This window comes from Brachyspira sp. G79 (assembly GCF_002379365.1).
Classification (GTDB): Bacteria; Spirochaetota; Brachyspiria; order Brachyspirales; family Brachyspiraceae; genus Brachyspira.
The window spans coordinates 2,558,205-2,583,362 of sequence record NZ_JQIU01000008.1 but is presented as its reverse complement, the minus strand read 5'-3'; the positions used below and the strand labels follow the sequence as shown (position 1 = coordinate 2,583,362).

Here is a 25,158-nt window from a genome sequence, read left to right as displayed (position 1 = left end):
GTTTGACTTAATGAATTAATTAATAATTTTTAGGAGAATAAAAAATGCAGTATGTGAAGTTTGGGAGCAGAAGAGGAAAAGAAGGAGAGATAAAACTCCTTGATATATTTTATAATCATAATATAGTATTTGCCGAAGTGAAAGCTGGTGCTCAAAAAGTGAAAGATAAGAGATTTTTAAAAGGCACAAAAATAATGATAGCGGACGGACTTACTACAGTTGCTGTTGCTTTGGCAGAAAGTGATTCTGATTCTTTAGATAAATTTAATATTAAGTTTAATAAAAATGAAATAGAGAGAGTAAATATTTCAGATTGGGTAATAGCATCAAGGGTAAAAATATATAAACTTAAAGAAGAAGATTATTTCCCTGCTACTATAGGCAAATTTTATCATATAAAAAATAAAGATAAAATAAAATTAATAGATGAGCTTATTGAAAAATATTCAAAAGAGTAAGTATTCTTTTTTTCCTTTATTTTCTCTATTAAACTAACTATTGCAAATATAATAAGCCATAAGATAACAATTACTTGTTAAATTATAAATAAAAAATATTTTTTAATAATACTAGCATTTTGTTATGATTAATTTTTATTAAAATATTGTCTCTTTTAATTTAAAGAATTACGTATCTAATTTTGTCAAGTAAGTTTGTAAGAAGTATATTATACCGATTTACAAAAAATGTAAAATTTTAGTAAAAAAATAGTAAATTTAATTGACATTATTTAATAAATATACTATAATTATAATGTAAAGATAATTTACTAGCAAACAATATGTCTTTACAAATGAAATAATAATAAAGGGGATAGTTTATGACTACAATAAAAAAATCATTATCAATACTTTTTGTTTTAGCAATATGTACAGGTTCATTATTTGCCCAGTATAATGGATACTATGATAATCAGCAAGGAGGTCAAGGAGGATATCAAGACCCTTATGGTCAGCAAGGGGGTCAGGGAGGATATCAAGATCCTTATGGTCAGCCTCAAGTACAGCCAGACCCTCAAAATAATTATCAGGACCCTTATACTCAGCAGCAAGGTCAAAATAATGCACAATATGGATATGGAGTACAGTTATCTTCTATACCTCAGAATGCTCAAAACTTTATAAAACAGCATTTTGCTAATGTAAAAGTAACTTTTATAGAAAGAGATTGGGACGATATTGAAGTATATTTAGAAAACGGAACACAAATAGATTTCTTCCCTAATGGTGATTGGAAAGAAGTTAAATGTTATGGAAATATGCCTACTACTATACTTCCAGCGAATGTTATGAATACAATAAAAAGAACTTATCCAAATGCTGCTATCATAAAAATAGAAAAACAATTCACTACATTTGAAATAAAATTAAATAATATGATGGAATTATACATAGATAGTAACGGACAGTTATTAGGTCAGAAATGGGACGATTAATTTAATATTTTTATAAAAATAATTTAATTAAAAAAGGAGAAAAAATATGAAAAAAATACTTTGTTTATTAGTAGCTTTAACAGTTTTAAGCACTTCAGCTTTATTTGCTGATTGGTATGTACCTCTCAATCAGGTTCCTCAAGCAGTACTTGCTACAGCTAGAAGAACATATCCTCAGGCTCAAATTTGGGCAGTAGAAATGGAACACTATAATGTGTATAAAGTAAAAATGAATAATATGATGGAATTGTACATTGATAAATCTGGACAGCTTTTAGGTCAGGAATGGGACGATTAATATAAGTATAAAACATTAAAAATAAAAGAACAGAGGATAATATATTTAATACTCTGTTCTTTTTTATTGCAGTAAATACTAGAATTTTTTTAATTTGTAAATTATTTTATTCAATTTTTTTACTAAGACCGTTATAGCTAACTGTACTTATCATGTTTATATACTGAATTAATAACTAAAAAATATATTTTTGATAAATTATAGTTGTTTAGATTATAATAAAGTTTTTTATTTGATTTTTTTATTTTTTTGTATAATCTATATATTAGATGTTATTTATCAAAAATAAAATATAGGAGTTATTTATGATTTACACTGTAACATTGAATCCTGCTGTAGATTACTATATGGATATGAATAAATTAGAAGAAGGAGAATTAAACAAAGTAAATAATTCATATACTTTGGCAGGTGGAAAAGGAATAAATGTTTCTAAAGTGTTAAAAAATTTCGGAATTGAATCTATGGCTTTAGGTTTTTGCGGCGGATTTACTGGAGAATATATAAGGGCAGATTTAAATAAATATGGAATTAAAGATAATTTTATTTTACTTGAAGAAGATACTAGAATAAATGTAAAAATAAAAACAGAAAAAAAAGAAACAGAGATAATGGGAAAATCTCCTAAAATACTTCAGCAAAATATAGATGCATTACTTTCTATTGTTGATAATATAGCCGATAATGATATATTGGTTCTCTCTGGAAGTGTACCTAGTTCTGTAAAAGAAGATATTTATAAAGATATTATAAACAAAACAAAATCAAAAAATAATGTTAGAGTAATAGTAGATTCCAGAGATAATGCTTTTAAAATAGCTGTAAAAGAAAATGTTTTTCTTACTAAACCTAATAAAAAAGAATTATCAGAGTATTTTGGAAAGGATATACGTTCTGTGTATGATATAATTGTTTATGCCCAGCAATTAGTAAAAGACGGAAGCGAAAATGTTATAGTATCCTTAGGAAAGGAAGGCTCTATTATAGTTAATAAAGATGAGGCATATATAGGAAATGCTCCTGAGGGAGAGCTTGTAAGTTCTGTAGGGGCTGGAGATGCTATGGTAGCAGGTATTGTGTATGGAATAAGTCAAAATCTAAATATAATTGATTCTTATAAATATGCTATAGCTTCAGGAACTGCAACTGCTTTTAGTGAAGGACTTACTACATTTGAAAGTATGAATAATTTGCTGGATAAAGTAGAAGTGAAAAAGATTAATTTGAAGTAAAAACTTCAATTTATTTTTATAGAGCAGAAATCTAAATGTAGGCTTTCTGCTCTTTTTATTTTAATATGTAAACTATTAATATCGTTATGTAAACTAAAAGTGTAAAAAAAAATTATATTATCTATATTTCTTATTGATTTAATAATAAAACAATCTTAATATATACTAAGATTGTAAAGGTGGAGTGATAACATGATAAAAAAAATTATAATAGCTTCTGTAATGGTTATTAACTCTTTTATACTATACGGAGAGTATTATGGTATAAATGAGTGGTATTTAATTGAAAAAACAGACCCTATAACAGATGATAAAGAAATATCTATTTTTATTAAAAAGCAGGAAGAAAACAGTTTGAATTTCAATACTTTGATGATAAAAATCGATAAAAACTCCATTAATATAAACTTATATACTCCTTCTATTATATTTAAAGAGAGATTTAATGATAAAGATAAAATAACTCTTATATACCGTTTGGATAAAAATGAACCTAGGACAAATACAGTAAATAAATATGGAGAAACAGAATTTTATTCATTATCTGCCAATCGGGAATCATCTTCTTTTAAAAGTATAATACTTTTAAAAGAGCTTTTATCACATAATGTTTTAGCTGTAAGGGCTTTTGAGAATATTGATAATGTAAGGCATACATATACTTATGTTTATGATTTAAATAGATTAAAAGAGCTTATTTTAACTGCCAATTTTGATGATACTATATTAGAAAATTCAGAAATAGAATCAATTATATTAAATCATCAGGATAATTCATCAGAAGAAAAGATTGAAGAGAATAATAATTCTGAAGCTAAAGACGAGCCTAAAAAAACAGATAAAACTAATCACAAAGAAAATATTTATTTGATAGATGATATTAGTTTTGATGTAATATAAAACTTTATTCTATTGTTTTGATAAAAGGAAAGCCCTTTAAGAATAGTTTTCCTAAAGGGCCTTAATTATTTGCTTTATTAAAAAAATATAATCATTATCTTAAATTAACAGCATTGCGGTATAAGAAATTTTTTCTGTCATTAGCATATTTAGCTTTAGAAGAAGTAGGGTATTCAGCTAAATACTGATTATAAGTTTGATATGCTTTATCAAAATTTCTTGTATTATTATCACCTTTTTCATATACTTCAGCTAAAAGAAGTATAGCATCTCCGCGTTTTGCAAACTTATTATTTCCTTCTAAAGACTTCTCTAATATAGGAGCAGCATCAGATATTCTTCCTAGTGTTTTTAAACTGTCAGCTATCTCATAAGCGGCATTTCCATACATAGAAGTAGAAGAGTATTTATTCATAACATCATTAAAATAAGCTATAGCTTCATCAAGTTTATTTTCTGACTTTTTTACAACTCCCATAGAATAAAGAGCTGCTGCTTTTTCATTATTATTTGCATTTTCCAAAGAAGATGCCTGTTTATACATATCAAAAGCATTATTATAGTCTTTATTTTGATTATAAATATCCCCTATTCTAAAATAGCTGTAAACAGAATATTTTGATTTAGGATATTGAATGATTACATTACTATAAGTATTAACAGCATTAGTATAATCTTTGATGTTTTTTAAATCTTCTGCTGATTTAAATAAAGCTATAGTTTCTGGATTAGATTCAACAGGTGCTTTAGCCTGAGTATTTTCTTTCATAACAGAGGGTTTTTTTATAACTGATGACTGCTGATTGGCTGTATTGTTTTGATTAGTAGAAATATTATTAGCTTCATTAGTCATAGTTGTATTTGCTGTTTCATTAGTCATAACTGTATTAGAAGATACTTCATTAGTCATAATTGTATTAGTAGACATTGTATTATTAGTCATAGCTGTATTAGTAGATATTTCATTAGTCATAGTATCATTATCCGCTTCTAATATAGCATTAGTTTCCATAGAGGCTATTCCCTGACTATTAGTTACATTTATAGTATAGAAATATTTTCTGATTATATTTTCTTCATTATCTACTTGGAAATCTAATTTTCCTATTCCAGCAGTTAAAGTTCTGAATGTTAAAAAAGCATTAGTTTTGTCTCTTGTAAATCTTACAAAATCCAAATTAGTAGAGTAGCTTGTTATACGTATGTATCTGTCGAAGTTAGTAGCATTTAGTTTGATAGAAAATAGTGTATTTTCTGATAAATCTACAGTTTTTACTAGGTCTTTTTCTAAAGGTCCGCCTTTAATACGGGCAGCTGTTTCATTAGTTACTACTTTATCGTCTGGCTTAACAGTGATTGTTTCCTGAGCAAATGCTGCTGAGAAAATAGTAAACATAAGTAACATACTAGAACATAAAAAAACACGCATAATCATCTCCTAAAAGTTAGTATTATTTTTTCGGCTTTCTGTGTAATTCCTTGAGTATTTAAGCTCATCGAAATCCAAGTTATTTTTTGTAGAAAGCATTTCCCCTTTTAAAATTTTTTCTTCGTCTTCTTTAATAATATTAATAGCCTTTGAATTCTCCTCTTCTGGTGTTAATGGTATAACTTTCGGTTTGGAACATGAGCCTATTAATATTCCAGATAGTATAGTTAATAATAACCAAATAAAAATAATGGCGAAAAATAAAATTTTCTTCGTCTTATAAAAATCTTTTACCTTTTCGAGCATAGGATTAATACCTCTGTCAAATTATAGAATATAGCTGAAAATTTGCAATAAATTTCATTAAATTTCAGCTTGTAAAATAGAATTTATTAAAATTTATTAAAAATTTCGTACCATTTTTATTAATTTTTAGTAAAAAAATCATTTACATGCCTTATAATAAAAATATACTGTTTTTTAGAATCATATAATCGATTAACTAAAATTTTCTTGATTTTTATTGCATATTTGTAAAAAATTTAATATCATATTTGCCATGAAACATAATTTAAAATCCGATTTGGACAAACTTAAATACAGAGGTCTTCCATTAGAAGAAGATGTTATTTTGCTTAAAGACAAATCATTAGAAGAACTTATATATTGTTTAAATGATAATGACGCATCAGTAAGAACATCCGCTGCTGTCAATTTAAAACATTATACTGATAAGGCAGCAGATTATTTACTGCTATGTTTGTCTGAAGAGGATAGTTTGTATACTAAGATAGCCATATGCGAGACTCTTGAGGCTGGAAATATCGATACAGCTAGAAAGATGGCTGAATATCTTGGAAAAATAGGAAATAATCAGTATAAAAAATTGCCAAAAAAAGTATCATTAAAAAAATCATATCCTCTACCTAGAGATATAATAGCTAGAACTTTAGCAAAGATGAAAGCAGATATTTTACATGTATTAATAGAAGTTTTACAAAGTGATGATTTGATAAAGATTTATGAGGCAGCAGATTCTTTCGGGTATATGTGTTTTTATAATGAAACTTTACAAAATGAAAAAAATCTTAAATATATAATTAATCTAATAGATAAATATAAAGATGATAAACTTCTTGTATGGAAATCTTTAACTTGTTTATCAGCATTTAATTTTTTTAAAAGCAGAGATATACTAAATAGTTTTATAAATGAATATAGTAATGAAGATATTTTATTTTTGGAAGCTAAAAGGTCTTTGGATATTTTAGGTAAAAGACAGCTTTATAATAAAACTAAATAAAAATACTTGATAGATTAATCATTTCAATGTATTATCCTATATTAAAAAATTACATTAATTATAGATTATAGGTTATTATAAAAAATAATATAATAAATAAAATAAAGGAAAACATATGACTTATCCTGAATTTTTTACTCCGTTCGTATTTCCGCCAAGCATACCTATATTAGGGGCTATAAGGTGGTATGGACTTATGTATATAGTAGGTATTATAACATCATGTATAGTTTTATATTTTGTGAAGAAAAGAGGCTGGATAAAATTTAATGCTGATGAAAAAAACGGCGGTATATATGACATGGTTTTTTATGCTGCTGTTGGTGCTATAGTAGGTGCTAGAATAGGATACTTTATTTTTTACTCGCCTCAGAGCTTTTTAACTCCTTGGGAAATATTTGGTATTAATCTTGATAATGGATTTACTTTCACTGGTTTTGCTGGAATGTCATTTCATGGCGGATTTATAGGTATGTTTATAGCATTATTTATATTCAGCAAAAAGTATAAATATGATTTTTATAATATTACAGATAACGCAACTCTGCCTGCAAGTTTATGTTTATTTTTCGGAAGGATTGGCAACTTTATGAATGCCGAACTTTACGGACGCGTTACAGATTCTTTTTTAGGGCTGAAATTTCCATTATATGATGCAGTAGGCGGTTATGAAAGATGGGCTTCTATGTTTGGGGCGATAAGACCTTATACTGAACCTAGACACCCTTCGCAGTTATATGAGGCTTTTCTTGAAGGCTTGGTTCTTGCATTTGTTTCTTTTTTAATAGGATATTTAAGTGAGAAGAATAAAAAAATAAGACCTGGTACAAGACTTTGGGTATGGATTTTGCTTTATGGGCTTTTTAGAACTTTAATAGAACAGTTCGCTCGTGATATTACAGAATGGACTGTAGGACCAATTACGGCAGGAGCTATTTATTCTGTGCCTATGGTGATAATAGGGGCTGTTATGCTTATATATATTTACACAAGAAAAGATAATACCGCACTTGAAGTGAATACAAAAGAAACCAAAAAGAATAAAAAGAAATAAATTGATTGACAATTAACTTAGTAAGTAATAGAGCCTAGTATGATATTAGGATTTTATTTTTTAATCATTATTATAAAATTTCTATAAATATATTATAATATTCTATTTTATAAAATAGAGTATTATTTTTAATTTTAATATTTTTTATAAGTAAAAGTTTCATTCATTTTTTACAATTATTATATTTGTCTTATAATTTATTCTCAAAAAAATATTGCAAAAATTATAATACTCATATATAGTATAGCTTTCACAATATTGATATTACTGTGATAAAAAATGATAAAGGATATATTTATGGAAAAGTTTTTTAAGCTGAAAGAACATGGCACAAATGTAAAAACAGAAGTGATAGCAGGCTTTACTACTTTTATGACTATGGCATATATATTGGCAGTAAACCCTGATATACTTAGTGCTACAGGTATGGATAAAGGAGCTGTTTTTACGGCTACTGTAGTATCAGCTATCATAGCAACACTAATAATGTCTTTACTTGCTAATTTGCCTTTTGCTTTAGCTCCAGGTATGGGACTTAATGCCTTTTTTGCTTTTACTGTAGTTCTTGGTATGGGATACAGCTGGCAGACAGCTTTAACAGCGGTATTTATAGAAGGTATTATATTTGTTGTTCTTACAATATTCAATGTAAGAGAGGCGATAGTTAATAGTATACCTGTTAATATGAAAAGAGCTATTTCTGTGGGAATAGGTTTATTCATTGCTTTTATAGGACTTCAGAATGCTAAGATAATAGTTAATAATGATTCTACTTTGCTTGGACTTGGAAACATTACTTCTGGAAGCGGACTTCTTGCTATATTAGGTATTATTATCACAGCTATTTTACTTGCATACAATGTTAAAGGAGCTATTTTATTAGGAATATTTATTACTACTATAATAGGCATTCCTATGGGGCTTACAAAACTTTCTCCAGATGCAAGTTTTATACCTCCTTCATTAGAACCTATAGCTTTTAAACTTGATTTCAGTAATATACTTAGTCCTAATATGTTTATAGTTCTATTTACTTTTCTTTTTGTAGATATGTTTGATACAGTAGGTACATTAGTAGGTGTTTGTACCAAAGCCAATATGCTTACAAAGGGCGGAGAAGTACCAAGATGTAAGCAGGCTTTATTTGCTGATGCAGTAGGTACAGTTGTAGGGGCATGCCTCGGAACATCTACTGTTACTACTTATGTAGAAAGTGCTTCAGGTGTTGCTGAAGGCGGTAAAACTGGTCTTACTTCTTTGGTAGTTGCTGCTTTATTCACTGTATCATTATTTTTATCACATTTATTTTTAGCTATACCTTCTGCTGCAACTGCTCCTGCTTTGATAATAGTAGGATTATTTATGATGACTCCTATATTAGAAATTAATTTTGATGATTATACGGAATCAATACCTGCATTTATATGTATAATATTTATGCCTTTTGCATATAGTATAGCTGAAGGTATTACTTTCGGGGTATTATCTTTTACTATATTAAAATTTGTTTCTGGTAAAACTAAGGATATATCTTTATTAACTTGGATATTATCAGCACTTCTTTTAATAAAAATACTTATGCCAGTTATACAGGGTTTTTTAGGTTAAATTGATTTATAGCATTTAACTAAGAGGGGATATGAATAAATATCCTCTCTTTTTTATTTAATTTTTTATTCAACTTTTGTCAAAGCCTGCTGCACTCCATCCTCACTCCCCCATTTAGCTGCTTGTAAACAGACGCAATAAAAGAACTGCGCTGCTACGCAGCACACAGCATTATTGACCGCAAATATCTAAATTTAAAAAATTAATTTTTTAGCAAACTGTATTTGTTTAGGTATATTTTTTATTCATATAAACTAATATTTTAATTTATAAAAATAAAATCATTCATCATCTATATTATTATCGTTATTATCTTTACTTTCTTTTTTGAGTTTCTCTATTCTTATTTTAGTAACAATGTTTCCACTCTTTCCAACAACTGTAAAAGAATAATCCTTATACTCTATAGCCTCATTTCTTTTAGGAAGCCTTCCCAAATATGAAAATAAAAATCCTCCTACAGTATCTGCCTCATCATCAGGTATAGGCGGAAGTATTCCGTATTTATTAAAATCTTCTATTCTTGCCCTAGCATCTACAAGATAAGTACCATCATCATTACTCTTTACCTCTTCATCTTCTTCATCATACTCATCTCTAATATCGCCTATAATCTGTTCAAGAACATCTTCCATAGATACTATGCCTGAAAAACCGCCGTATTCATCTACTACCATAGCAATATGAATCTGCTTTTCTCTAAAGTTTTTTAAAAGCTCCATTAAAGATATTGATATTGGTACAAATAAGGGCTTATGAAGAATTTTTTTTAGAGAAAAGTTTTTATCATCTGTATCTATCAAATCCTTTACATACAAAACACCTACTATATCATCTATACCGTCTTTATATATAGGTATTCTTGAGTTTCTGTCTTTATTAAAAGCCTTTATTACCTTATCATAAGAAGACTCTATTGGAAGCATAACAACATCTACTCTTGGAACCATTATCTCTCTTACACTTTTTGATTTTAATTCTATTGTATTTATTATAATTTCTCTTTCAGGCTCTGTTAATGCTGATAAATTTATATAATTATTTTTTTCAGTATCATTATCCTTTTTCTTAGTTATTTTAGATATTAATTTTTTTATTGACATTTTATATATATCCTTAAAAGTTATGTTTTTTTCTATTATCTTTTATATATTTTATTACCCTATAATATAATTCTTTCATCTTTTCATTATTTTCCATAAGTGATTTTTTGCTATAATTATGATGTATGCCTTTAAGATGAAGCACAGAATGTATAATAAGTTTTAATACTGTTTTTTTATCTTCTCTTCGCTGTATCTGTTTTTTACCCATTCATAAGAAATAACTATATCCCCTCCTTCATCAGCATCTCCCATAGGAAATGTTAATACATCAGTTGCTTTATTCTTATTTCTAAAATCATTATTAAGTTTTTTTATATATTCATCATCACAAAATAAAAGATTAACATCTCCTTTTACTTCAGAAACAATTAATAAATTATATAAAAAATATTTATAGTACTTTATATCAATATCATAATACGTTTCATTAAACACATTAACTTTCATTATTTTTTTACAGTATCCTTGTTTTCTTTATTTTCCTTATTTTCTTTGGCATTATATTTTAATTCATCTTTCTCATTTTTATGTTTTATAGGAGTTTTTTTTGATATTTTCTCTTTTATTTTTTCTTTTATCTTTTCAGTTTCTTTTTTTACTTTTTTTACAGCATCGCTGCTTTCTTTATTATCTTTATTATCTTTATTATCTTTATTATCTTTTGCGGGCTGTTTTTTGTTATCTTTATTAATATCTTTAGTATCTTTGATATCCTTGTCATTTTCTTCTGACTGATATTTTTCATTTTTCTCTTCTGGAAGTTCAGGATACTTTATTCTTTCATGCAAAGAAACTATAATTTTTTGGAATGATATTCTTTTAATAATTTCTATATCTTTTAAAGTAAGTCCGCTGTCATTAAGCTCGCCCTGAGACATTTTGCCATTAACAATATTATCTATAAGCATCTCCAAATCCTCTCTTTTAGGAGAATCCAAAGTTCTGCTTGCTGCCTCTATAGAATCAAGAATCATCAATATAGCTGTAATCTTAGACTGAGGACGAGGTCCAGGATAAGTAAATAAATTAATATCAACATCAGGATTTTCTTTTATAGCCTCTACATAAAAATATTTTATTAAACTTGTACCATGATGTTCTTTTATAGCGGCTATAACCTCTTTAGGCAGTCTATATTTTTTGGCTATCTCAACACCCAAACGTACATGAGCTTTTACTATAGAAGCAGAAAGTGTAGGTTTCAATTTGTTATGTCTGTTTTCATTAACATTAGAGTTTTCTATATAGTAAAGCGGATTTTCCATTTTACCTATATCATGATAATATGCTGATACACAGGCAAGTCTAGCATCCTCTCCTATCTCTTCTGCTATAGTTTCTACAAGATTGGCCATACTGATAGAATGGTGATAAGTACCAGGTGCATTCATCTGAAGTTTTCTAAGAAGTGGATTATTCAAGTCAGAAAGCTCCTGGAGTCTGAATATAGTAGCTGTTTCAAGCATATATTCACATATAGGAAGAAATATCATCACAAGTATAGCCTGAGTAAATCCGCTTACAAATGAGAAAATAAAAGTTAAATAAGTGATATTAATTTCATTATTAAGTAGCATTCCTACTAATGACATTAAGCTCAAATATACACCTATCATAAAACCTATCCATAAAAGAGCATATCTGCTATTAATTTTTCTAGAAAGTATAGAAGCTAATATTGATATAAGAAATAATGCTGATATTTCAAATATATTAGCCTGAGCAATATTTGCCGCAAGAAGTGTAATACCTAAAGTTACTACAGATGATATACCTCTTCTAGCTCCTAATAATGAGTTTATCATACCAAACATAGGAATAAATGTATAAATATAAAAAGGTATATATGTATCCAATAATTTATATGATATATGATTATAAAATAAATATGTAATACTTACAATAACGACATACTCTATACAAAATAGAATATAGTTTTTAAAATTTATATAAAAAGGTATTTTGTATTTAAATATAATGAAACCAATAAAAGCAAAAAGCAGAAGTATAAATAAAGCCTGCCCTATCAGAATAGAAATATTATAATTTTCAAAATTATTACCGAATAAATTTCTTATAAGCTCAGCCTTTTCTTCTGTTACTCTCTCTCCTACATTTAAAATCACAAATCCTTTTTTTATCATGTTATAAACTGGAGGTATTGAAGAGACAACATCATTCATTCTGTCTTTTGTACGCACAGAATTATATATAAGATTATCTCTTAAAAAAGCATTGACTATAGATGATATTGTATTAATATGATTTATATTAAGATTTCTATATTTTGCCCCTACTATAGAAGGAAGCTCCATTCTTAAATCTTCCAAAAAAAACACTCTGTTTCTTGGAAGCACTCTTTCTTCTACTAAATAATCATCATATCTGTATATAAATATTCCATTATCAAGTATAAGATTCAAAGTATCAGAACTCAAATTTCCCCTAGATATAACTCCTACGCTAAATAGTTCTTTAATAGTTTCTATTATTTTAGACTCATACCCTATATTAAGTTCATTAACAACAGCATTTGAAAATACTGATTTATTTATAGGTTCATTATGAAGTGCTAAAAACTGATTGTACATATCATCAATAGAAACATTATTATCATAAGATATTCTCATAAATGAAAACATATTGCTTATTTTAGATATAGTTTCATACTCTATATTTTTAGGCATGTCAAATATAGGAGCTACAGCGGCCTTAGCATAATATACAAGTTTTTGTGTTTCTTCCTTATTTTCATATTTTACATTGCGTTTAACTATTAGAGGCTCTTTTACTATATCGCCTACTGAAGGTACTGTAGCCTTTTGCATATATGTAGGAAAGACCAAAAATAAAGTAAAAAGATACAATACTATAGCTATTATTAATTGAAAAACTCTTTCTATATTTGGAGTTTTATTTATAACTGATTTCATTATTTTTTTATTTGTATTCATATTAAATTATAAACCTTCCATAAATAAAATATTTTATTTACCTGCATTATCATATGCAGCCAAAATCGCAGAAACTAGATGATGTCTTATTACATCTTTTTTATCAAAATGATGAAAACTTATACCGTTTATTCCTTTTAAAATTTTCAAAGCATTCTCAAGACCAGATTCCACATTATTTGGTAAATCGCTTTGCGATATATCTCCAGTTATCACCGCTTTGGATTTTTCGCCTATTCTGCTTAAAAACATTTTCATCTGAGAAACTGTAGTGTTTTGTGCTTCATCAAGTATTATAAAAGACTTGCTCAAAGTTCTTCCTCTCATATATGCTAATGGAGCTACTTCAATTTTTCCTTCTTCAGTATACCTTAATATAATATCACTTGATAAAAGACTATATAAAGCATCATAAACAGGACGCATATATGGAGATATTTTCTCTTTAAAATCTCCTGGCAAATATCCCAAACTCTCCCCTGCTTCAACTACAGGTCTTGTTATAATTATACGCTCTACTCTTCCCTCAGAAAGCAAATTTATAGCATAAGCAACTGATAAAAAAGTCTTACCTGTACCAGCAGCCCCAGAAGCAAATACAATATCACTTCTTTGCATTTTATATAAATATTCTCCTTGAGAAATTGTTTTCATCTGTATGCTTCGTCCTAGATACGGCAGTTTTATACGCATTGATATTAATTGATTTTCTTTATCGCTCTCAATATTATCTGCTATACTTATAACCTTCTGCATAGTTATATCATCAGATGAGTTATACATATCTTTTAATATATAAAGAACTTTAAGAGTGTCTTCTATTTTATTTGAATCGCCTTCTATTGTTAATTCATTTCCCTTTGGGTATATTGAAACATTAAATTTATTTTCTAATATTTCCAAATTCTTATCATTAATACCGCATATTGAAATAAAAGATTCATTATCCTTAAATTTAATTTTATTTCCTGATACTTTCTTGTTAATTATATAAAATCCTTATAAATATAATGTTATACTAAAATCATATATAAAATTAAATCTATTGTCAATATAATACTACAAAAAAAATATTATATCTTTTCACACCTCAAACATTTTTTATGATGTACAAAATACCATTGACAGTACTTATATATATTATATAATTATGTTATATATAAAAATGAAAATTAATGATGGAGTTATAAAAATGAATAATCGTATATTAACAGTAATATTTTTGATAATGTCATTCATTGCTGTATCCTGTAAGAGCGGAGGTATAAATAATGAAAACACAATTACTATTAATGCAGGACCTCAGCCAAAAACGATAGACCCTACTCTTAATACAGCATTAGACGGCTGTTATTATGTTATTCATGCATTTGAAGGATTAACAACTAAAGATAAAGACGGAAAAATAGTAGGCGGTGTTGCAGAAAGCTGGGAAGAACTTGATAATGGTACTAGATATATATTTCATTTAAGAACAAATGCAAAATGGTCAGATGGAAAAAATGTTGTAGCTGATGATTTTGTTTATAGCTGGAGAAGAGTAGTAGATCCTGCTGTTGGAAGTCAGTACAGTTTTCAGCATGAGCCTGTAAAAAATGCTAAAGCAATAACTGCAGGAGAGATGCCTGTTGATAGTTTAGGAGTTAAGGCTATAGATGACTATACATTAGAGGTTACTTTAGAAGCACCTACCGCTTATTTCTTGGATTTAACTGCTTTTACTACATTTTATCCTGTAAGAAAAGATATAATAGAACAATATGGAGATGCTTGGAGTCTTAAAGCTGAAACATATATAGGAAATGGTCCTTTTATGGCTAAAGAAATAAATCAAGATGAAAGCATTATAATGATAAAAAATACTAATTATTGGAATTACTCAGCTATTGTACCTGAAGAGTTAAAATTTGTACTTATGCAAAATGAAACTGCTTCTGTTGCTGGTGTAAAAGAAGGCTCTATAGATTTCTCAAGAATATTACCTACTCAAGATATACAAACATTGCAAAAAGAAGGTCTTCTTCAAATAAAACCAATGCTAGCTTCATATTTTTACTGTTTAAATACTACAAATGAAGTTTTAAGTGATATAAGAGTACGTAAGGCTTTAGCTTTAGCAATAGATAGAAACTATATAGTAGAACAAGTCACTAAAGGCGGAGAAACTCCTGCAAATGCTTTTGTTCCATATGGTATAAAAGATGTTAATAATGGAAGTTTTAGAGAAAATGGTGGCGGTTTTTTTGATATAAGCAGTGAAAATTATAAAAATAATGTAGAAGAGGCTAAAAGATTAATGGCTGAAGCTGGATATCCAGATGGAAAAGGCTTTCCTGTGTTTGAGTTTAAAGCAGACCCTGGATTTCATATAGCTATATTTGAAGCAGTACAGCAGATGTGGAAAGAAAATTTGGGAATAGATACTAAAATAGTTCAGGAAGAATGGGCAGTATTTTTACAAACTAGATATGACAAAAATCTTACTATGTGCCGCGGAGGCTGGTTTGGAGATTTTAATGATCCTATAAACTTCCTCGCTTTGTATACAAGTTATTCTCCTAACAATTATAGCTCATATAGTAATGCTCAGTATGACGCATATATACAAACAGCTTTAAGCACAGGAGATCAAAATATTAGAATGGAAGCTATGCATAAGGCTGAAGAATTATTGGTTAATAGTTTTGCTATAATTCCTATGTATTTCTATACAGAACCTTTATTAGTTTCTCCTAAATTGAAAGATGTTTATTATGATGACTTGGCTATGCATAAGTTTACTCAGGCATACAAAGAAAAATAATAAAATAATAATAAGTCTATATATTTTTTATATATTTTTTGTATAAAAAATAAAAAATATATAGACTATTTTTTTATTTATAGTAGTATATAATTAATAATATTAAAGTTTATAAGGAAATATTAAAGTTTTAAAACTTTTTAATAAACTATGAGAATTTTGCTTGCCATAACAAGTTCAATATCTGCATACAAAACCCCAATGTTAGTAAGTATGCTAAAAAAGGAAGGGCATGATGTTATTTGTGCCGTTACTAAAAATGCTCAAAATATGGTAGGATTAAAAGCACTTGAAACTATGAGCACAAATAAAGTAATAACTGATTTATGGCAGGAAGATGATGTTCTAAGACATATAAATATAAATAAAGAAACAGATATACTGCTTATAGCCCCAGCCGATGCCAATATAATATCCAAAATAGCTAATGGAATATGCGATGATGCTGTAAGCACTATAGCATGTGCATATACAAAAGATAAATATTTTGCACCAGCTATGAATCCTCATATGTGGCTCAATAAAGCAGTACAAAAAAATGCCAAATATCTAATAGAAGAGCTTAACTATAATATAATAGAGCCTGAAAGCGGAAATATGGCATGCCATGATACTGGGGTTGGAAGATTAGCCGATTTTGAAACTATAATAAAAAAAATTACAAAAGAAAATAATAAATACAAAAATATAAAGTTTACTATAACATCCGGTGCTACTAAAGAATGGATAGACCCTATAAGATATATAACAAATACTTCAAGCGGTAAGATGGGCTCTTCAATATATGAAGAAATATATAATAACGGAGGAAGTTCTGTATATATAGAGGGCGAAGTAAATACTCTTTTAAATGTAAAAGGAAATGATAAAAAGATAAAAATTGACACCACAGAACAATTAAAAGAAGCGGTGCTTAATGAACTTGATAATACTGATATACTTATAATGGCGGCTGCCCCTTTGGATTTCAGACCTGCTGTTTATTCTGACAAAAAGATAAAGAAACAAAATATAAACTCTATAGATTTAATAGAAAATTCTGATATACTAGCGTCTGCCAAAGAAAAAAAGCAAAAATCTACGCTGATAGTATCTTTTGCTGCTGAAACTGCAGAAAATGATGAGGAGCTTAAAAATTATGCTGTTGATAAGATGAATAGAAAAGGTGCTGATATGATAGTGGCAAATAAAATAAAAGACTCTATAGGTAAAGATACCAATAAAATAACTATCTTTTTTAAAGACGGAAGATTTAAATCATACCCTATATTGAGTAAAAGAGAATGTGCTGTAGAAATAGTAAATATAGCCGTTTATGAATGGAAAAAAAAGAATGGTTATAATTAGAAAATAATATTATTACGGGATTTTGTATAATGAGTTATCTTTATGAAATAAAAGAAATTAGTAAGGTATACGGTCATGGAGGCGGAGCTACTCAGGCTTTAAAATCTGTTAATCTTACAATAGAAGAAGGAAAACTTACTGCTATACTAGGACCTAGCGGTTCTGGAAAAAGCACTTTGCTTAATATACTAGGGGCTTTGGATAAACCTACAAGCGGACAGGTATTATTTCTGGGCGAAGACATTTCTCATTACAGCAATAAAAAGTTAGCTAAATTCAGAAGAGAAAATATCGGTTTTGTATTTCAAAGCTATAATCTGCTTCCTAATTTAACTGCTATAGAGAATGTAGAGTTTTCTACTGAAATAACTGGGCTTTCAAGAACAAATGCAGAAGAGGCTTTAAAATTACTTGGTCTTGAAAACAGAATAAAACATTATCCTACAGAATTATCAGGCGGAGAGCAGCAGCGTGTAAGTATAGCACGTGCTATAGCTAAAAAACCTAAAGTAGTATTATGTGATGAGCCTACTGGAGCATTAGACAATAAAACTGGTATTATGGCTTTAAAAATACTTAGAGATTTAAATAGAAATCTAGGAACAAGCATAGTATTAATTACTCATAGTAAAGAAATAGCCAAGATGGCTGATACTGTAGTAAAGATTCTTAGCGGTGAAGTATTAGATAAATATGATGTAGAGAAACCTCTAAATCCAGAAGAGATAGAGTGGTAAAAATAAAAACGGTAAACAAATAATGATTAATATAAAAACCAAACTACTATTTAGAAAAATATATAAACAGCTTGCGATATTTATGTCAGCAGTATTTATAGTAACATTGGCTGTACTTTTCTTTGTTGCTGTAAAAACTGTATATAGAGACTTCAAACTATCTGCTGAAAATTACTTTGAAGAAAATGCATTAGATGATTTAGTATTATTTGGAATGTTCGACGATAATGATATAGACATCTTAAAAGATATGAAAGGTATTGATAAAGCAGAAGCTAAACATAGATTTCAGGGCAAAATAAATAATATTGATGCTATTATTTACGGAACTGACAGTTCAAAAAATAGAATAAATAAGCCTTATATCTATGAAGGAAAATATGAATTAGAAACTAATGAAATAGCTATTAACAAAAATTTTGCTGATGCTAATTCTCTTAAACTAGGAGATACTGTAGAATTAACTTTTAATGATAAAACCAACTCTTTTACTATAGCAGCTTTGGTATCTTATCCTAATTATGTATTTCTTTTTAAAGACGGTGCAAGTACAGCCTCTGAAGCCAAAGATTTCGCTGTTATAGAAATAAGCGAAGATAATTTTAATTATGTGCCTTACAATTCAATTTATATAAAATATAAAGAAGATGCTGATAAAAATAATACTGAAAACTTAATAAGAACTAAATTAAAACAAAAAATATTCTTCTTTACAGACAGAGAACAGTCAGTAAATTATGTAAACTATGAACAGACTTTACTTCAAATAGATTCTTTTTCATATATTTGTCCTTCTATACTTCTTTTGATGGCTATACTTCTTTTATATATTATACAAAGAAGAAATGTTGCTGTCGAAAGAAAACAGATAGGCATTATGAAAGCTATAGGGCTTACTGATTTTTCTATTATGTTTATGTATATCAAATATTCTTTTTTGGTATCATTCTTCGGTATACTTTTAGCCTTTATAGCAAGTAAATTCCTTCTTCCTCCTATATTCAATGCACTTGGAAATATATTTGATATGCCTAATTTTACATACAATATTTATATAGATTTATGGATAATATCTGCTTTAATTATATTATTTGTATGTATATTTTCTAATCTTTTAGCTGCTGTTTCAATATTAAAGCTCAACCCTGCTCAGTCAATGAGAGGTGAGCCTCCTAAAGGTGCAGGAAAAACTTTTATAGAAAGATTCAAAATATGGAATAAACTTTCTTTTAATACAAGATATGCCATAAAAAATGCTTCAAGAAGCAAAACTAGATATTTAGCCTCTCTTTGGGGAATGTTTGCAGCAATTAGTATGACTATATTTGCTCAAGGGTTTAATAACTCTTTTGACTACTTTTTATATACATTATATGAAAAGTTTGCATTGTATGATGTTACTGCTACTATAAGTCCTACTAAATGGGAAGATAATTCTGATATACTTACAAACAAAAATATAAAATATTTTGATAAAGCTGCTATTTATCAGTCAAGACTTTATCCAGCTTTCAGAGAAGACTCAGAAAGTTTATACATACCTACTTTGATATACAAAGACAGTTTTTCTTCTCTTGATATACCAAATAATGAAAATAAAGAAGATTCTGTAATGATTCCTAAATATTTAGCAGACAAATTAAAAGTAAAAGAAAATGACTATATAGGAATAGAACTATACACACTTGGAAACAGTATTTCAAGAAGAGTAAAGGTTAGTAAATTTGTAGAACAGCAGGGTATGTTTTATATTTATATGGATAAAGATTTTGCTGAAGAAACATTTGAAGTTCAGGACGTTTATAATACTTTATTTTTAACTACTGAAACTAACACCTCTAAAGAAGAAATAAAAGATATATTAGATAACAGTAAAGAAGTGTCATATTATAGTTTTAGAAATGATGAATATGAAGCATATAAAAATCAAATAGCAACAATATATTTGCTTGTACAGATACTTATATTTATAGCATTCCTACTTGGTGCTACTTCTCTTTATGGTGTAGGTGTTATTACTCTTGCTACAAGAAGATACGAGTTTACACTTCTTAAAGTTATGGGATATACTACCAAAGAAATTATGATAGCTTCATTAAAAGAAACTATCACACAAGTAATAGTTGCCATACCTTTGGGAATAGCCGCAGGATATGGAATACTTTATCTTGTTAAAAAGCCATTCTCAAGCAAGTTATTCTCTTTTGTACCTCATGTATACAGTTCAAGCTACGGACTTGCTGTAATACTGCTTATAGCCGTAATATTTTTGGTAGCTCTTATGAGTACACATTATATTAATAAACTGGATATGGTAGAAGGCTTAAAAGACAGAGAAGAATAAAAAAATAATAATAAAAAATTATGTTTTATGCTTGACTTTTTTTATAGTTATAGTATAATAATAATCACTTCGCTGGTGTAGCTCAATTGGCAGAGCAGCTGATTTGTAATCAGCCGGTTGCGGGTTCAAGTCCCATCACCAGCTCATTTTTTTTTAACACTCTTATATCTACTTTAATAAATCAAAATATAATTTACAATTATTAAAAACATTCCTAATATCTTCATAAAATATTAATAAATAATTATATATCTATTTCGATAATATATTAGTAATAGTATCTTACTAGGAAGAGGTATATATAATTATGATTAAATTAAAAGACTTAATAAACAAAAAAGGATATTTTCTAATAGCTGAAGCAGGATGCAATCATGAAGGAGATTTGAACTCTGCTATAAAATTAGTTCAGGAAGCGGCCAAATCAGGAGCCGATGCTGTAAAGTTTCAGAGTTTCACTCAAAAAACATTATTTGCCACTAAAGAATATACCAAAGCATTAAAACTTAATGACAATGCACTTGACGGTGTTGATAATATAGTATTAAAAAAAGAATGGTATGAACCTCTCATAAAAGAAGCTAAAAAAAATAAAATAATGTTTATAACAACTCCTTTTTCTGTGGAATCTATTAATGATATAAATTATTATGATATACCTGTAATCAAAATAGCCTCATGTGATATAGACAATATTCCTCTTCTTGAAGCAGCAGCTAAAACAAAAAAACCTGTTATACTTTCAACTGGACTTGCTCTTAATAAAGATATAAAAGAAGCTTTAAAAATATTAAAAAATAATGAAATAGCATTACTTCATTGTTCTGTAGAATACCCTACCCCTATGGAAAATGCCAGATTAAATAGAATATCAATAATGAATAAAATATTTAAAAACTCAATAATAGGATACTCGGATCATACAATAGGAATAGAAGCCCCTATTATTGCACTAACTCTTGGAGCTAAAATAATAGAAAAACACTTTACTATAACACCAGAAAAAAAAGAAGGAGATCATATTATAAGTTTGGATACTGATAATATGAAAAAACTTATAAAATATATGGACAACACTTTAACTATGCTTGGAGGATCATCTGCTATTAAAAAAGAACATGTACTAAGTAAACAGGAGAAAAAAGAACTAGTATATGCTAAAAGAGGTGTTTATTTAAATCATGCTATGCTTAAAGGTGAAACAATAACAGAAAAAGATATTATCACTCTGAGACCTTGTGTTGGAATACCAGCAAAAGACTATAAAAAAGTTATAGGCAAAACTCTGAAAGTTGATAAAAAATCATGTACTGCATTAAGCTTTAAAGATTTAAAAAAATAATATTATCAGTGTATACCCAAACAAATATAGTTTGTCAACTTTAGCTAGATTTCCCTCATCTTCGTTCGGGACGCTTCGTAGGCACCTTCAGCACGGTATTATCTAACCATTATCGAATGTCAACGCAAACGAAGTAAGGAAGTACCCGAAGTGGTATGCAGCTGATTTACCTATTATTTTACAAAACAAATTAACTATTATACATATAAAACATATTTTATTGATTAACAAAAATATATTATGTTATAAATAAATTATAATTACATTCATAAATAACTAAAGTTTGTCAAAAAATAAATTTTTAAATTTTAGTATTTGTGGAGACTAGCCATACTTAATAACACTACAGCTCTTCGCAGACATAGTAAATTATATAAATTGCTATAAAAATCAAAACTCTGCCAAATCCGTTTTACTTCATTAAAAAATTGCATTTGATAAAATACAAATCTTTAAACATTCCTTTTGCAATGTGGATACAAATTTCAAGTATTATCATAAATTTGTTTTACTACATATAAGAAATCAGTACTTACGTTTTTATATAAATATACATTCTACTAAAGGAAATATATTTAGGTATGTATAAAACTTTGGCAAAGTCTTGTAAAAAAGTTGACAATAAAAAATATAATTGTTTAACTATATACCAAACATAAAAATTATTACAAAAAAAATTAGATTTTTTAAAAAAATCAAAAAAAAATTTGAATTCCAAAAATAATTTTCCTAGACTAAAACTATAAAATATAAAAACCTTAGGAGTGAGCAAAATGAGAAAATTTTTATTAATGGTAACTGCTATTTTTGTATTAGCAGGCAGTTCAGTATTTGGTATGTATGGTGCTGATAATACTTGGGTATTCTTTCTTATTCATGGAAATCAGCTAAGAGCTAGAATGAATCAGTTGGGCTTTACACTAGGAAATGGAACTATTAAAGGTACTTTCGGTTTTAAGGCTAATACAGGATTAACTGGTCAGATTTTCACATCAAGAGCAAATACAAATTTAGAAGCTACTATATCTGGAGGTATAGGATATACTGGTGATGGTTTTGGTGTTGGTGTGGGATACAATTATACTATGAATAATGTTTCAGGGGATAATAGCAAAATGGTTGATGCTCATACACCTGTAGTAGTATTTAATGCTGTTAATAATAATTTAAGAGCAGCAATACCTGTAAGTATCAGTAAAAAAGATGATGTAGGAAATGGAAGAACTGACTATTTTGGTTTGAGCATACCTGCACAAGTAAGATACTATACTGGAATAGATGCTTTCAACTATATAAGATTTGAATTTAACTATGGTCAAAACTCCTATAAACAAGCAGCAGAAGAATATTCAGCTAAAAATTTAAGTTTCCAATTAAGACTTCACTTCTTAAACACTATAATAGATAATGTAGTGGTTAATCCTTTCTTAAGAATAGATTTCGCTTCTGCTTTAGATGCTAAAGGAAAAGCTGTTATGACAAGCAGTTATACATCTGATATTAAAGCATGGTCTGTTATTGCAACTCGTAAAGCAAGTGCAGGAGAAGAAGCATATGACAGAAACCCTTATGATTTGAGAATACTTCCTAGTATATCTTTAAGCGTTAATACTGATATTGTAAATTTTATATTTGAACCCGGTTTAGGATATAGAGTTGAAGATGATGGAAAAAAAGGAAGCAAACTTGTACATAGTGTATACTGGTCAGCATATGGAGAAGTTTATGTAAGACCTATAGAAGCTTTAGAATGGTACTTTGAAATGGACGTAAATAACGGAGTACCTAAAATACAGTCTCCAGTAAACGGTTTGCCTATAGCATTCGGTGCCAACACTGGTATCACTTGGTATTTACCTTCTTTAAATCCTAATGCTCAGTAAAACATCGTTGTCATAAAATATAAAGGCAGGGCTTAATTTTAATCCCTGCCATATTTTGTTAAACTTATTCTAATCCCGCCCTTTTAGATTTAAAAGCTTTATTTTTATATAAACTTTGATTAAATCTTCTAAGTCTTCACTTCAAAAATTGCACCCGCCCAAGCGTTATTTAAATTTAAAATGCTATACACAAACAATAAAAACCTAATAATAATTGCTGTAAAATATTGACAAATGTTAATTATATTATATACTTAATTAATGAAAATACTAATATAAGGTTTATTTAATTATGTTGTTTAATCGCATCGTATTATAATATCTTACTAAACTTTATAAACTCATTCTATCAAATAACTAGCAAAAATTTATTTCAATCTTTGGAAATACTTAAATATATTAATGCCATCTCTTTCGGCATTGCAAAGAATTATTTAAAACAGCAAGTATTAAATTGTAATTTATTGCAATTTTTTATTTATATTAAATTTAATTTAAGGAGGCTATTATTATGCCAGATTACACAAAAATGCCAAAATCTACATTAGAAGCTACACTAAGAGGAACTTATTCTAGAAAAGCAAATGCTGAAGCAAGAGTGCAGAAAAATCCTAATGATATTAATGCTAAAAGAGATCTTAATGAGTTTGAAAATAAGATAGCTATTATCACTAATATACTTAGCGGATTTGGTAAAAAGTAATAAAAGTTAATTTCTTAAATTAGTGGATAATATTAGATGAATATTATCCACTACATATTTTTTATATTTATTAAGGAGAGTAAATAATGAATAAATTATTGGTATTTTTTATTTTTATTATAAATTCAATGTTATTTTCTTTTGAAATACCTGATAATGTTACGGTTATAGATTTAAGTAAAGATGAATCTTCATATTCAGATGAGAGGAAAGATAAGGAAATATATTATGTATTAGTTACAGATGATTATTATTTTACTATAATGGATACTGAAAGAGGTATTAGATTTTCTTATTCTATTAAAACCCCAAAAATAGACCTAAATTTAAATTATACAAAACTTTTTGGTCATAATATTGTTTACTTAGAAAATAAAACAGGTACTGATAAAATAAATCTTTCTTCTAATATAGGCGGTTTTTATCTTTCAGAATTTGATATTACAGATAATTCATATAGATGTCAAGCATTTTCGCCATCAGGTTATGATGAATATTCAAAGCTATCAGATTTGCATAAAAAATTAAAAAAAATGATAAATGATTATGGAAATGATTTAGATGTGGTATTTTATAAGTTATTATATTATTCTGAAGGAAATTCTGTTCTTGATAATTCAAAAACGGTAAGAGCCAATTATAAATCATTTTATAAAGATTTTTTAACAATGTTAGATTTA

The 25,158-nt window shown here is 27.8% G+C and carries 21 protein-coding genes, 1 tRNA gene and 1 pseudogene; 17 read left to right on the top strand and 6 right to left on the bottom strand.

Annotated elements, in window-relative coordinates; all coding sequences use genetic code 11:
* Nucleotides 1–44 precede the first annotated feature (44 nt).
* The 5 genes from KQ44_RS12810 to KQ44_RS12790 all read left to right on the top strand — a co-directional run bounded on the left by KQ44_RS12810 (nt 45) and on the right by KQ44_RS12790 (nt 3,865).
* Nucleotides 45–458: an ATPase gene (locus KQ44_RS12810; RefSeq protein WP_096737732.1), complete on the top strand. Its 414-nt coding sequence runs from the start codon at nt 45–47 to the stop codon at nt 456–458.
* A 362-nt stretch (nt 459–820) separates the two neighbouring features.
* Complete coding sequence (locus KQ44_RS12805) at nt 821–1,435, top strand: PepSY-like domain-containing protein (RefSeq protein WP_096737731.1); 615 nt, start codon at nt 821–823, stop codon at nt 1,433–1,435.
* A gap of 46 nt (nt 1,436–1,481) precedes the next feature.
* Nucleotides 1,482–1,733 (top strand): PepSY-like domain-containing protein, encoded by a 252-nt coding sequence (locus KQ44_RS12800; RefSeq protein WP_096737730.1) that lies wholly within the window; start codon nt 1,482–1,484, stop codon nt 1,731–1,733.
* A 305-nt stretch (nt 1,734–2,038) separates the two neighbouring features.
* Entirely contained in the window at nt 2,039–2,965 is a 927-nt protein-coding gene (gene pfkB / locus KQ44_RS12795; RefSeq protein WP_096737729.1) for a 1-phosphofructokinase, read from the top strand.
* 192 nt (nt 2,966–3,157) lie between these two features.
* Nucleotides 3,158–3,865 (top strand): hypothetical protein, encoded by a 708-nt coding sequence (locus KQ44_RS12790; RefSeq protein WP_096737728.1) that lies wholly within the window; start codon nt 3,158–3,160, stop codon nt 3,863–3,865.
* Between the two features lie 94 nt (nt 3,866–3,959).
* Here the strand turns inward: KQ44_RS12790 and KQ44_RS12785 are convergent, their stop codons facing one another.
* On the bottom strand, nt 3,960–5,294 hold the full coding sequence (locus tag KQ44_RS12785) for a tetratricopeptide repeat protein (RefSeq protein WP_096737727.1): 1,335 nt from the start codon (nt 5,292–5,294) through the stop codon (nt 3,960–3,962).
* A 9-nt stretch (nt 5,295–5,303) separates the two neighbouring features.
* A complete protein-coding gene (locus KQ44_RS12780) occupies nt 5,304–5,600 on the bottom strand; it encodes a hypothetical protein (RefSeq protein ID WP_096737726.1) in 297 nt (98 codons plus the stop codon).
* Nucleotides 5,601–5,853: 253 nt separating this feature from the next.
* On the opposite strand from KQ44_RS12780, the gene KQ44_RS12775 reads away from it, so the two are divergent.
* From KQ44_RS12775 to KQ44_RS12765, 3 genes are all read left to right on the top strand, one after another.
* Nucleotides 5,854–6,597: a hypothetical protein gene (locus tag KQ44_RS12775; protein ID WP_096737725.1), complete on the top strand. Its 744-nt coding sequence runs from the start codon at nt 5,854–5,856 to the stop codon at nt 6,595–6,597.
* A 115-nt stretch (nt 6,598–6,712) separates the two neighbouring features.
* Nucleotides 6,713–7,651 carry a prolipoprotein diacylglyceryl transferase gene (gene lgt / locus KQ44_RS12770; protein ID WP_096737724.1) on the top strand — a complete coding sequence of 313 codons (939 nt, stop codon included), beginning with the start codon at nt 6,713–6,715 and terminating at the stop codon, nt 7,649–7,651.
* A 297-nt stretch (nt 7,652–7,948) separates the two neighbouring features.
* Nucleotides 7,949–9,259 carry an NCS2 family permease gene (locus tag KQ44_RS12765; RefSeq protein ID WP_096737723.1) on the top strand — a complete coding sequence of 437 codons (1,311 nt, stop codon included), beginning with the start codon at nt 7,949–7,951 and terminating at the stop codon, nt 9,257–9,259.
* Between the two features lie 281 nt (nt 9,260–9,540).
* On the opposite strand, the gene tlyC is transcribed toward KQ44_RS12765, so the two are convergent.
* The 4 genes and pseudogenes from tlyC to KQ44_RS12745 form a co-directional block, all read right to left on the bottom strand.
* The gene (tlyC, locus tag KQ44_RS12760) at nt 9,541–10,362 is read right to left on the bottom strand and encodes a hemolysin C (protein WP_096737722.1); all 822 of its coding nucleotides are present in this window, start codon (nt 10,360–10,362) and stop codon (nt 9,541–9,543) included.
* Nucleotides 10,363–10,375: 13 nt separating this feature from the next.
* Nucleotides 10,376–10,812 (bottom strand): annotated as a pseudogene (gene ybeY / locus KQ44_RS12755) (rRNA maturation RNase YbeY).
* Nucleotides 10,812–13,319 carry an HDIG domain-containing metalloprotein gene (locus KQ44_RS12750; protein ID WP_096737721.1) on the bottom strand — a complete coding sequence of 836 codons (2,508 nt, stop codon included), beginning with the start codon at nt 13,317–13,319 and terminating at the stop codon, nt 10,812–10,814. The pseudogene ybeY and the gene KQ44_RS12750 overlap by 1 nt, the downstream one beginning before the upstream one ends.
* 33 nt (nt 13,320–13,352) lie before the next feature.
* Nucleotides 13,353–14,222, bottom strand: coding sequence for a PhoH family protein (locus tag KQ44_RS12745; RefSeq protein WP_240516651.1), 870 nt, complete (start codon nt 14,220–14,222; stop codon nt 13,353–13,355).
* 289 nt (nt 14,223–14,511) lie between these two features.
* Here KQ44_RS12745 and KQ44_RS12740 point away from each other — a divergent pair, with 289 nt between their 5' ends.
* From KQ44_RS12740 to KQ44_RS14505, 9 genes are all read left to right on the top strand, one after another.
* A complete protein-coding gene (locus KQ44_RS12740; protein WP_096737720.1) occupies nt 14,512–16,122 on the top strand; it encodes a peptide ABC transporter substrate-binding protein in 1,611 nt (536 codons plus the stop codon).
* 150 nt (nt 16,123–16,272) lie between these two features.
* Nucleotides 16,273–17,469: a bifunctional phosphopantothenoylcysteine decarboxylase/phosphopantothenate--cysteine ligase CoaBC gene (coaBC, locus tag KQ44_RS12735; RefSeq protein ID WP_096737719.1), complete on the top strand. Its 1,197-nt coding sequence runs from the start codon at nt 16,273–16,275 to the stop codon at nt 17,467–17,469.
* A 29-nt stretch (nt 17,470–17,498) separates the two neighbouring features.
* Nucleotides 17,499–18,206, top strand: coding sequence for an ABC transporter ATP-binding protein (locus tag KQ44_RS12730; RefSeq protein ID WP_096737718.1), 708 nt, complete (start codon nt 17,499–17,501; stop codon nt 18,204–18,206).
* A gap of 22 nt (nt 18,207–18,228) precedes the next feature.
* Nucleotides 18,229–20,550: an FtsX-like permease family protein gene (locus tag KQ44_RS12725; protein ID WP_096737717.1), complete on the top strand. Its 2,322-nt coding sequence runs from the start codon at nt 18,229–18,231 to the stop codon at nt 20,548–20,550.
* Nucleotides 20,551–20,621: 71 nt separating this feature from the next.
* A tRNA-Thr gene (locus KQ44_RS12720) sits at nt 20,622–20,694 on the top strand.
* A 163-nt stretch (nt 20,695–20,857) separates the two neighbouring features.
* Nucleotides 20,858–21,892 carry an N-acetylneuraminate synthase family protein gene (locus tag KQ44_RS12715; protein WP_096737716.1) on the top strand — a complete coding sequence of 345 codons (1,035 nt, stop codon included), beginning with the start codon at nt 20,858–20,860 and terminating at the stop codon, nt 21,890–21,892.
* Nucleotides 21,893–22,665: 773 nt separating this feature from the next.
* Nucleotides 22,666–23,775 (top strand): cell surface protein, encoded by a 1,110-nt coding sequence (locus KQ44_RS12710; RefSeq protein ID WP_096737715.1) that lies wholly within the window; start codon nt 22,666–22,668, stop codon nt 23,773–23,775.
* A gap of 511 nt (nt 23,776–24,286) precedes the next feature.
* On the top strand, nt 24,287–24,478 hold the full coding sequence (locus KQ44_RS12705; RefSeq protein WP_013113998.1) for a hypothetical protein: 192 nt from the start codon (nt 24,287–24,289) through the stop codon (nt 24,476–24,478).
* Nucleotides 24,479–24,564: 86 nt separating this feature from the next.
* A partial coding sequence (locus tag KQ44_RS14505) for a hypothetical protein (RefSeq protein WP_168171277.1) occupies nt 24,565–25,158 on the top strand: 594 nt, incomplete at its 3' end.

Excerpts from the sequence above, each read along its gene's own strand:
- KQ44_RS12810 (WP_096737732.1), top strand. The coding sequence starts at position 45 with ATGCAGTATGTGAAGTTTGGGAGCAGAAGAGGAAAAGAAGGAGAGATA.
- KQ44_RS12805 (WP_096737731.1), top strand. The coding sequence starts at position 821 with ATGACTACAATAAAAAAATCATTATCAATACTTTTTGTTTTAGCAATA.
- KQ44_RS12800 (WP_096737730.1), top strand. The coding sequence starts at position 1,482 with ATGAAAAAAATACTTTGTTTATTAGTAGCTTTAACAGTTTTAAGCACT.
- pfkB (WP_096737729.1), top strand. The coding sequence starts at position 2,039 with ATGATTTACACTGTAACATTGAATCCTGCTGTAGATTACTATATGGAT.
- KQ44_RS12790 (WP_096737728.1), top strand. The coding sequence starts at position 3,158 with ATGATAAAAAAAATTATAATAGCTTCTGTAATGGTTATTAACTCTTTT.
- KQ44_RS12785 (WP_096737727.1), bottom strand. The coding sequence starts at position 5,294 with ATGCGTGTTTTTTTATGTTCTAGTATGTTACTTATGTTTACTATTTTC.
- KQ44_RS12780 (WP_096737726.1), bottom strand. The coding sequence starts at position 5,600 with ATGCTCGAAAAGGTAAAAGATTTTTATAAGACGAAGAAAATTTTATTT.
- KQ44_RS12775 (WP_096737725.1), top strand. The coding sequence starts at position 5,854 with ATGAAACATAATTTAAAATCCGATTTGGACAAACTTAAATACAGAGGT.
- lgt (WP_096737724.1), top strand. The coding sequence starts at position 6,713 with ATGACTTATCCTGAATTTTTTACTCCGTTCGTATTTCCGCCAAGCATA.
- KQ44_RS12765 (WP_096737723.1), top strand. The coding sequence starts at position 7,949 with ATGGAAAAGTTTTTTAAGCTGAAAGAACATGGCACAAATGTAAAAACA.
- tlyC (WP_096737722.1), bottom strand. The coding sequence starts at position 10,362 with ATGTCAATAAAAAAATTAATATCTAAAATAACTAAGAAAAAGGATAAT.
- KQ44_RS12750 (WP_096737721.1), bottom strand. The coding sequence starts at position 13,319 with ATGAATACAAATAAAAAAATAATGAAATCAGTTATAAATAAAACTCCA.
- KQ44_RS12740 (WP_096737720.1), top strand. The coding sequence starts at position 14,512 with ATGAATAATCGTATATTAACAGTAATATTTTTGATAATGTCATTCATT.
- coaBC (WP_096737719.1), top strand. The coding sequence starts at position 16,273 with ATGAGAATTTTGCTTGCCATAACAAGTTCAATATCTGCATACAAAACC.
- KQ44_RS12730 (WP_096737718.1), top strand. The coding sequence starts at position 17,499 with ATGAGTTATCTTTATGAAATAAAAGAAATTAGTAAGGTATACGGTCAT.
- KQ44_RS12725 (WP_096737717.1), top strand. The coding sequence starts at position 18,229 with ATGATTAATATAAAAACCAAACTACTATTTAGAAAAATATATAAACAG.
- KQ44_RS12715 (WP_096737716.1), top strand. The coding sequence starts at position 20,858 with ATGATTAAATTAAAAGACTTAATAAACAAAAAAGGATATTTTCTAATA.
- KQ44_RS12710 (WP_096737715.1), top strand. The coding sequence starts at position 22,666 with ATGAGAAAATTTTTATTAATGGTAACTGCTATTTTTGTATTAGCAGGC.
- KQ44_RS12705 (WP_013113998.1), top strand. The coding sequence starts at position 24,287 with ATGCCAGATTACACAAAAATGCCAAAATCTACATTAGAAGCTACACTA.